The sequence below is a fragment of the Methyloceanibacter sp. genome, assembly GCF_051306395.1.
GTDB lineage: Bacteria > Pseudomonadota > Alphaproteobacteria > Rhizobiales > Methyloligellaceae > Methyloceanibacter.
On record NZ_JBPPND010000142.1, the window covers coordinates 1 to 8,214 of the forward strand.

Genomic DNA, 8,214 nt, shown 5'->3' on the forward strand with positions numbered 1-8,214 from the left:
TCCACGGCAGTTCTCCCGCCGTCGAGCGGACGGCAAGCTACCTATACTGCATTTTTTCGAGGAATGAGGGGTTCAAGGCGGTGTTTGGCCGGGCATTCATTTCATGAAACAGTCGCGGTAATTTCCGCTTATTTTGCAAATACTTCCTACATGGTTCTTGGCAATCGACAGGGAGCAAAAAGCTCCCTCACGCATCAACAGTTGGTGCTTGGCAGATCTGGCGGTCATTGCCGGCGGGGATATGGTCCGCTCCGCCTAGGGAGTTCGAATACAGACGGGCCACTGTCCGCAGTCGCGCGACCCACCTACTCGGAGCGGACCTAGTCCAAAGGCAAGCGCATTGCCGTGTGGATCGGCTAGCCGTCGTCCTCATCACCATCATCGTCGTCATCTGAGGTGGCTTCCTTTGCGGCAGGAGTGGCGGCGGCCGCTGAACCAGAGTTGGCGTGCTCGACAATGATTTTGCCGACCATTCCCCGCTCCATGAGGCCTTTGGGGCCGAACTCATAGGTGCCAGGCCTCACTGCCACGAAGAAAACCTCGACCTCGCCGCCGTTCTCGAACTCGAGCTCATCGAAGGTGACGGCCTTGATCTCGACTTCCGGGTCGCCAACTTCGATCTTACGGATCCAGATATTGCGGACGAATTCGGGGGCGACTAACGCATACTCGGTTAGATCTGACGCCACTATTTTCCAGCGGTAGCCCTGGCCGACTTTCAACCGATATTCTGTGGGGGCCATCTTCGAGCTGTCATTGTCCACGCCGAGGACCAAGGGCTCCAGGCGTTCCAGGCCGTGGACCGCCGGGTCGTGGAACTGGGCTTGAGCCGAAGGGCCAGCGCCTGCAAGCGTGAAGACCGACGCGGCGAGAACGGCATACGTACTTAGTTTTGGCATTCGTTCCTTCTCCTTCTGACGGTGACTATGCACACGATGTTAAGTGCTCTGGCTGTCAAACGCTAAGAGAGCGATTGGCAGTTTTCTTGCCACTTTTGCTACTTCCATTGCCATGGAGCGTGTCTTGACGTGTGCAGTTTCGCTTGAGATCAGCGGACAGAGAACTTGAACGGCACCGATACCTCGATCGTTTCTTCCCCGACCTCGTCAGGAATTGCCGGAAACGGCGAAGCTCTCTGGATGGAGGCGAGGGCGGCATTGTCGAGCGTCTTGGAGCCGGAACTCTTGACGATCCTATGGGCAACCAGCTCGCCGTCGGACTTGACGGTCAGTCGCACGACTGCGGTGCCGATCAGGGTCGTGCGTGGGTTTACTTTGCTGCGCTCGAGATGGGTCCTGAGCTTGCCGAGATAGGCCCGGTGGGCCGTGGCGTCGCCGCCCTTCTTCTCATCGCCTGAGCTTTCGCGCATGGCGATGACGGTCTCTTGCTGAACCGTGGCGACCTGCTGCGGGAGCGGTTGCTCTTTGACCTCGGGCTCGGGCTCTTTCACTTCATCGCGTGTGGGTTCGGTCACTTCTTCGGGTTTGACCTCGTCCACCTCCTCGGGTTCGATGACGTTTTCCTGCTCGGGACCCGTCTCGGAGGTGAGCACCTGCTGTTCCTCGACCGACTTCACCTCAGGAACGTCCTCGACTGGGAGCTCCTTTTGCTCCTCGATCGCTTCGATCTGCTCGAGTGGTTGGGCGGCCGCCGTCTGCACGGGCGGAGCCTCCACGGCTTCTACCGAGACGACGTCCTCACCGAGCTTGGCGACGCCTTGCAAGGCAATGCCTTGCTCGATCATCATGATGTCGTCGCCGGTTCCCTGCTCGAGGGCGGCGCCGCTCGATGACGGCCAAAGCATGACAGCCGCAAAGGCACCGTGGATGCCGAGCGAGACCAGCCATGTGATGATACGGAGCGCCATGATATTTCGCTCAGATGCCTATGGACTGTGGCCCGCCGCTCCCCCATTAGCTTTCGGCTGGGACAGCAGGGAGACCCGCGCATAACCGCTTTCTCCGACGCGGCCGAGAATCTCCATCACTTCGCCATAGGGGCGATTCTTGTCGCCCCGGACATACACGACCGTGTCGCCTTCGGTCTGGCGCAAGGCGATCAACGTCGGAACGAGCGTGTCTTCGGTGACTTGCTCTTCGCGGACATAGATCGAACCGTCGCCGGCCAGCGAAACGATCATCGGCTTCTTCGGCTGACTGACCTTGGCGGCCGACGTGCTCGGCAACTCCACGGGAACGCCGGCGACGAGCAACGGCGCCGTGACCATGAAGATGATCAGTAGCACCAGCATCACGTCGACCATCGGCGTGATGTTGATCTCGGAGATCGGGCGATACTCGTCGTCGCCGCCGCCGCCGTTATTGCCGAGGGCCATACCCATCAGGAATGTTTCCCGGCGCGAAGCGGCTCGACATTGGCGCCGCGGGCGCGCCGGCCCTGTGCCTGTTGCCCTAGCTGGGTGTCTTCGGTGACGAGATCGCGGGCAATCTCGATGACGGCACTATTGCCGCGGGCGAAGGAGCGCCCGAGTGCGACCGCGATCTGGTTATAGGCCATGACCGCCGGGATGGCGGCGGCAAGGCCGAGTGCCGTGGCGATCAGGGCCTCGGCGATGCCCGGCGCCACGACCGCGAGGCTCGTGTCCTTCTGAGTGGCGATAGCGGTGAAGCTGTTGACGATGCCCCACACAGTCCCGAACAGGCCGATGAACGGGGCCGCGGAACCAATGGTCGCGAGGAAAGGAAGGCCGACTTCGATCTGGTGAATTTCGGATTTGAGCGAGAGCCGCATCGCGTTCTCTACGCGATAGCGCCTTTCGGTGGGGCTATCGTCGAGATCGGTCTCCAGCTCGACGTCGCCGGCTTCCAGGATGCGCCGCGCGAGGCCGCCCCGCGCCTTGCCATCCCGCGATTTCGCAAGGCGGCGAACGGCACCCTTAAGCCACGAGATACGGACGATCTTCTCGAAAATAATAGCCCAGCAAGCGACAGAGGCCAGCACGAGCAGCAGCATCACGCCCTTGACCACCGGGTCGGCCTGCATGACAAGGCCCCAGACGGAGTAGTCGTGCTGGGCGGCGGTTACAGCGATTTCTCGTTCCACGGAACGCGTCCTTACTTGGTCAGTTGGTTGTCGGTCCGGCTAGACACCGAAATCTCTTGCAAGCAGTCGGCCACGTCCCCGGTGTCCGCCTTGCACTCCATCACGTCGTTGATGAGAAAGCTGCCCACCTGATCGCACGCGGTCCCGGAAACGTCGAACAGCTTGACGGTCCGCTTCTTAGCCTTGAGCGGCGCCAGCTCGACGGCAAACCTCTGGCCGATCACGCCGTCCGGCCGGAATAGGACAAGGTCCAGCTTCAGGGTGTCGTAGGAAGTGTCGTTCTTGTTGTCGATCACGAAATAAGCGCGGCAGTCCTTGTCGTGGGCCTCGAGCTTGTTCAGCTCGATGGCGATGTTTCCTTCCTCGGCGGTCGCAGCGCCGGCCCCGAAGACCAAAACCGCGAAGCCTATGCCTAGCCGTGTCAAACGCGACCGTTGGCCAAACGAGTTACGGAGTTCCGTCATGACTCTCCTCCATCGAGCTTGTTTAAGTTGGGCGGCATGTTGCATTAAGTGAAAACGCTGCAACAAAATAGATGCAAATCATTCATGTCGGGATTGGCAATTCGATTGCCAGATATTCCCGATGTTGCTTCCGCTCCCTGCTGATCGAATTAGGATAGTCTATCCGGACGTGTCATGGCACTTTCGGGTTCCAGGGGGACGAAAAAAAATGGGGGTTGGCATGACTTTGCGGCGGTGGTTAGCATTACTGGCTGCGATGTTGCTCGGTACTCTGTTTGGGACAACCGTGACATTCAAACAGGCCTTGGCCGAGTTCGAGATCCAGGAATCTCAAGTCGAGAAGGGCGAGGTCGAGGTCGAATATCGCGGCGCCGTTCATTGGGGTTTTCCTGGGGCAGAGCGCGAGGAAGCCGAGGGCGGTGGCGATGACGATGATGACGTGGTGGGCGCGCTAGAGGAAGAAGAGGAGGGCGAGTTCCTCCGGCAGAGCCACGATATCGAACTCCAGTGGAGTGTTACCGACCGGTGGATGTTCTCAACCGCCCTTAGCGCCGATGAACCGCTCGACGAGGACTTTGATCTGAGCACCGTCGAGATTGAGCTGCAATATGAATTGATCGAGCGCGAAGGCGACGGCCTCGGACTCGCCTTTCTCGGAGCTTACGGGTTTGCGACTCGCAGCGGCGAGGTTGACGAGATCGAATTCGGTCCCATCGTCGAGTGGGAGAGCAGGCCGCTGCTGCTGACGATCAACCCGTTCCTTACCAGCCAAGTCGGCGATAATCGGGAGACCGACGGCCTGGGTTTCGAATATGGCTGGCGCGCTGAGTATAAGGTCGCCCGGCGCTGGGGTGTCGGCGTGGAAATGTTCGGCGAGATCGAAGATTTGTCGCACGCCGGCTCTTTCGACGACCAGGAGCACAGCATCGGGCCGACCCTATTCTACAATCCCGGCGACGATGACGACGCTGTGGGCGGGGAAGGTGAAGACGAGGACGATGAAGTCGCCGGTCCGGCGGAGATGGAGTTCGTCTTCAATGTTGGTGTCCAGTTCGGTCTCACTGACATGACGTCCGATACCGCGCTCAAGTTCCAGGGTGCGCTCGAATTCTAACTGCCGGGAGGGCCCCCCGCTTTCTTAGACATGCATAGCGATACTGTAATTTGCCTTGTTTTTCTGAGCGGCCCTTGTCCAGCAAGAGTTTGCTACCCATGCCCAACTCAGCGAAACGGCCGCTCTGGCGAGTAACCCAAAAGCTTAATCCTAAGACTCTTTGGCATGGGCAGTCGGTTAGGACGAAGCTTCTAGTGATTGTAGGGGTCGTCAACCTTTTGGCGGCCAGCATCGCCGGCGCGGTCTGGATCTTCCATACGCGTAGTGCGACGCGCACCGAGATAGAGGCATCTCTGGATGTCGCGCAGGGCTTTGCCTCGATCACCATTAGAGACCTTGCAAGTCAGAATCGCTTGGATCTGCTGTCCAAGCGGCTGCCCCACGAACTCAAGAGTCTACGCCACGTTCGCGTCCTCCTCATGGAGGGCGGCAAGCTCTCCATGCTGTCGCCCGAATCCAATTCCACAAATGGTCAACGCCACCCTGGCCGTGTACCCAAGCTGTTTGCGGACCTGGTGCGACCGAAGCTGTCGGGCCGCTCCGTGCGGGTGGTTTCCGCGAGTGGAATAGACCCGGTTATCATCATCGGTGAGCCAGTCGACGAGATTGCTGAGGCTTGGCAGGACTTCTCTTCGCTTGCGCTCGTCTGGATCTGCCTCAATGCGCTTATCCTCAGCCTACTCAATGTGGTCCTAGGGCGGGTACTCGATCCGCTGGCGAGCGTGGCCCGTGGTATGCAGAGCCTCAAAGGTGGCCGATATACAATGCGGCTCAAGACCCCCAGGGTCAAAGAGCTCGCCCTCGTCACAGAACGTTTCAACGGTCTCGCCGGAAATCTTGCGAGTGCGCGGGAAGAGAACAGTCGCTTGTATCGCCAACTCATATCGACCCAAGAGCAGGTGCGGCGTGAGATCGCCCATGAGTTGCACGACGAGGCTGGCGCCTGCCTGTTTGGCATTGCCGCAAACGCGTCGTCGATCAGGACATTCGCCGGTCGGTTGGACGGCGAACCCGGCGTCGAGATTGGCGGGCATGTCGGCGAGATCTTGAACGCGGCGGACCGTTTGAAAGCGATGAACCGGTCGATCCTGAAGCAGCTCAGGCCGGGACCCATAGGACAAATCTCACTTCCGCAACTCATTAAAGAGCTTCTCAGTGGGCTTCAGCGAAGCCATCGCGAAACGCAAATTCTGGCAACGATCGGCGATCTCGCCAAGTCCTATGGGGAGGGATGCGACCTCACGCTCTATCGCTGCATCCAGGAAGGCGTGACCGGGGCCGTCCACAAGGGCCAGACCAAAACCGTCTATGTGGATGTCGGCGAGCACAAAACGGCAGGCCGCGGTGCCCGAAAGCACGCCCGCAAGTCCTTGCGTGCCACGCTTCGCTTTGACGGCAGCGGATTCTCCGCGTCGAAGCCAAAGGACCTGACATTCGCCACCATGGCCGAGCGCGTACGGGCCTTTGGCGGTGCATGTGCGATAAGGAGCTCGGCGTCCAAGGGGACCACGATCCGCATTGATATTCCCATCATGTGCGCACCGGCTAAGGGCGCCGATTATCTTGAGCCTGTGCGGTCGCGCTCGTGACCAGCGTCCTGCTCATCGACGATCACCCCATTGTTCTCCAGGGCTGCAAGAGCCTTCTGGAAACGATCGGCGTTTGCGGGATTGACGAAGCCCAGAGCACTTCGGAAGCCTTCCGGCTCTACCGCAAGTCGAAGCCAGAGGTGATTATAGTCGACCTTGCCATGCGGGCAGGTCCGCTCAGTGGCCTTTCCTTTCTCCGCTGGTTCCGTCGCGTCGATGAGTCCACGTCCATCCTGGTGTTGACCATGCACCGAGACCCACTGATCGTCAGCTCGGTATTTGAGCTCGGTGCAAACGGCTATGTACTCAAGAGTGCAGGACCCGACGAGTTTGTCCAGGCGTTTCAAAAGATGTGCGAAGGCGGTTTTTATCTAAGCCGCGAGCTTGCATCCGACCCTGTATTTAGGCGCCTGGAGGTGAAAAGCACCAAGTTCGATGGCTTGACCTCGCGGGAGGTGCAAATCCTGACGCTTCTCGCCGCCGGCAAGCCTCATAAGAGGATCGGCGAGAAGCTAAATATCAGCGGCAGCACTGTCGCCAAGGCTTCCACGCAGCTCAAAGTGAAGCTTGGCGTACGGACCCGTTCAGAGTTGATCCGTGTTGCCCTCGAACATCTCTCCGCCGCGGAAAGTAGGGCTTCGGCCAGTATCATGCGGCGACGGAGACGAGGAAGAGCCTCGTTGTAAGTGGAACCGTGAGCTCTTCGCACATCGTCCCACTCTCGCTGATCGAGGCCGGACATTTTGCCTTGACGGGGCGGGGCCGCAGACGCCATGACCCGTAGCATGTTCATCAAAGTCATCGGCGCAGGCGCAGGCGGCGGTCTGCCCCAGTGGAATTGCAACGGTCAGAACTCGGCCGATGCGCGGCATGGCGTGCCGACGGTCACGCCACGTACCCAGGCCTCGGTCGCGGTCAGCGCTGACGGCCGCCAATGGGTGCTGTTGAACGCTTCACCGGACCTCAGGCAGCAGATTAACGCAACGCCGGAGTTGCATCCTGACCGCGAAGGTCCGCCCCGCAACAGCCCGATCAAGGCCGTGGTGCTGACCAATGGCGACGTGGACGCGGTGGCAGGGCTTCTGTGCCTGCGCGAAAGCCAGCCCCTTACGGTTTATGGCAGCGCGCGTGTGCTCGACGTTCTTGCCGGCAACAGCATTTTCGAGGTGCTGAACGCCGATCTGGTCAAACGCAAGACCATGGAGCTGGGCCAATCATTCGCCGTCGAAGGGCCTTCAGGGCCGGTGGGCCTTACCATCGACGCCTTCACGGTTCCCGGCAAGATCCCGCTCTATCTCGAAGACGAAGAGAAGGGCACAGGCGGCAGCTTCGGAACGGAGGAGGGCGACACAGTCGGCCTCAAGGTGACCGAGGATGCGAGCGGAAAGCACTTCTTCTTCATTCCGGGCTGTTCGGGGCTCGACGATCCGCTGCGCGAGCGCCTCAACGGCGCGCCGCTCCTGTTTTTCGACGGGACGCTCTACACCAACGACGAGATGATCGTTCAAGGACTCATGCAGAAGACCGGCGACCGCATCGGACATATGAACATGTCGGGACCGAAAGGCACGCTCGAGCAGATGGCGCCGCTTGATATCGCGCGCAAAATCTTCATCCACATCAATAATTCCAACCCGGTGCTGCGCGACGACTCGCCTGAGCGGGCCGCGGTGGAGGCAGCGGGGTGGGAAGTGTCCTACGATGGGATGGAAGTGAGGCTTTAGGCCTTAGCTTTGGCCCGCGCGTCCCGTGCGCGCATGCCGATCGCCACAACATTGTTCTGCCGCGGCGGGGTGACCGGCTTGTCCGCACCGACCGCGGCCGTGGTCCAATAGGCATGGATGCGGTCGGCGAACGGGCCGGGCTTTTCGACGAACAGCCTCTTGCCTTTGACCGTGGCTTCCTTGCGCAGGGCCTTGTGGCGTTTGCGGCAGCGCTTCATGAAGGCTGCGGTGTCCTCGGGGCTGCCGAAGGTCATGGTCGG

The 8,214-nt window shown here is 60.1% G+C and carries 9 protein-coding genes and 1 pseudogene; 4 read left to right on the forward strand and 6 right to left on the reverse strand.

Translation table 11 applies throughout. The features are described 5' to 3' along the window. Window positions 1-356: 356 nt before the first annotated feature. The 5 genes from ACSLE4_RS07370 to ACSLE4_RS07390 all read right to left on the reverse strand — a co-directional run bounded on the left by ACSLE4_RS07370 (window position 357) and on the right by ACSLE4_RS07390 (window position 3,527). Window positions 357-899, reverse strand: coding sequence for a copper-binding protein (locus ACSLE4_RS07370; RefSeq protein WP_435903829.1), 543 nt, complete (start codon window positions 897-899; stop codon window positions 357-359). A 149-nt stretch (window positions 900-1,048) separates the two neighbouring features. Further along, on the reverse strand, window positions 1,049-1,867 hold the full coding sequence (locus ACSLE4_RS07375) for a TonB family protein (RefSeq protein WP_435903830.1): 819 nt from the start codon (window positions 1,865-1,867) through the stop codon (window positions 1,049-1,051). Window positions 1,868-1,885: 18 nt separating this feature from the next. After that, window positions 1,886-2,341, reverse strand: a complete 456-nt coding sequence (locus tag ACSLE4_RS07380) for an ExbD/TolR family protein (RefSeq protein WP_435903831.1) — start codon at window positions 2,339-2,341, stop codon at window positions 1,886-1,888. Then, a complete protein-coding gene (locus tag ACSLE4_RS07385) occupies window positions 2,341-3,063 on the reverse strand; it encodes a MotA/TolQ/ExbB proton channel family protein (RefSeq protein WP_435903832.1) in 723 nt (240 codons plus the stop codon). The genes ACSLE4_RS07380 and ACSLE4_RS07385 overlap by 1 nt, the downstream gene beginning before the upstream one ends. An 11-nt stretch (window positions 3,064-3,074) precedes the next feature. Continuing rightward, entirely contained in the window at window positions 3,075-3,527 is a 453-nt protein-coding gene (locus tag ACSLE4_RS07390; RefSeq protein WP_435903833.1) for a hypothetical protein, read from the reverse strand. Window positions 3,528-3,735: 208 nt separating this feature from the next. Here ACSLE4_RS07390 and ACSLE4_RS07395 point away from each other — a divergent pair, with 208 nt between their 5' ends. The 4 genes from ACSLE4_RS07395 to pqqB all read left to right on the forward strand — a co-directional run bounded on the left by ACSLE4_RS07395 (window position 3,736) and on the right by pqqB (window position 7,954). Beyond that, the gene (locus ACSLE4_RS07395; RefSeq protein ID WP_435903834.1) at window positions 3,736-4,641 is read left to right on the forward strand and encodes a hypothetical protein; all 906 of its coding nucleotides are present in this window, start codon (window positions 3,736-3,738) and stop codon (window positions 4,639-4,641) included. A gap of 74 nt (window positions 4,642-4,715) precedes the next feature. Beyond that, window positions 4,716-6,230 (forward strand): histidine kinase, encoded by a 1,515-nt coding sequence (locus ACSLE4_RS07400; protein WP_435903835.1) that lies wholly within the window; start codon window positions 4,716-4,718, stop codon window positions 6,228-6,230. Continuing rightward, window positions 6,227-6,916 carry a response regulator gene (locus ACSLE4_RS07405; RefSeq protein WP_435903836.1) on the forward strand — a complete coding sequence of 230 codons (690 nt, stop codon included), beginning with the start codon at window positions 6,227-6,229 and terminating at the stop codon, window positions 6,914-6,916. Before ACSLE4_RS07400 ends, ACSLE4_RS07405 begins: the two co-directional genes overlap by 4 nt. An 87-nt stretch (window positions 6,917-7,003) precedes the next feature. Further along, a complete protein-coding gene (gene pqqB / locus ACSLE4_RS07410) occupies window positions 7,004-7,954 on the forward strand; it encodes a pyrroloquinoline quinone biosynthesis protein PqqB (protein WP_435903837.1) in 951 nt (316 codons plus the stop codon). Here pqqB and ACSLE4_RS07415 read toward each other — a convergent pair. Next, window positions 7,951-8,214, reverse strand: a pseudogene (locus ACSLE4_RS07415) (hypothetical protein); the annotation flags it as partial. The gene pqqB and the pseudogene ACSLE4_RS07415 sit on opposite strands and share 4 nt — an antisense overlap.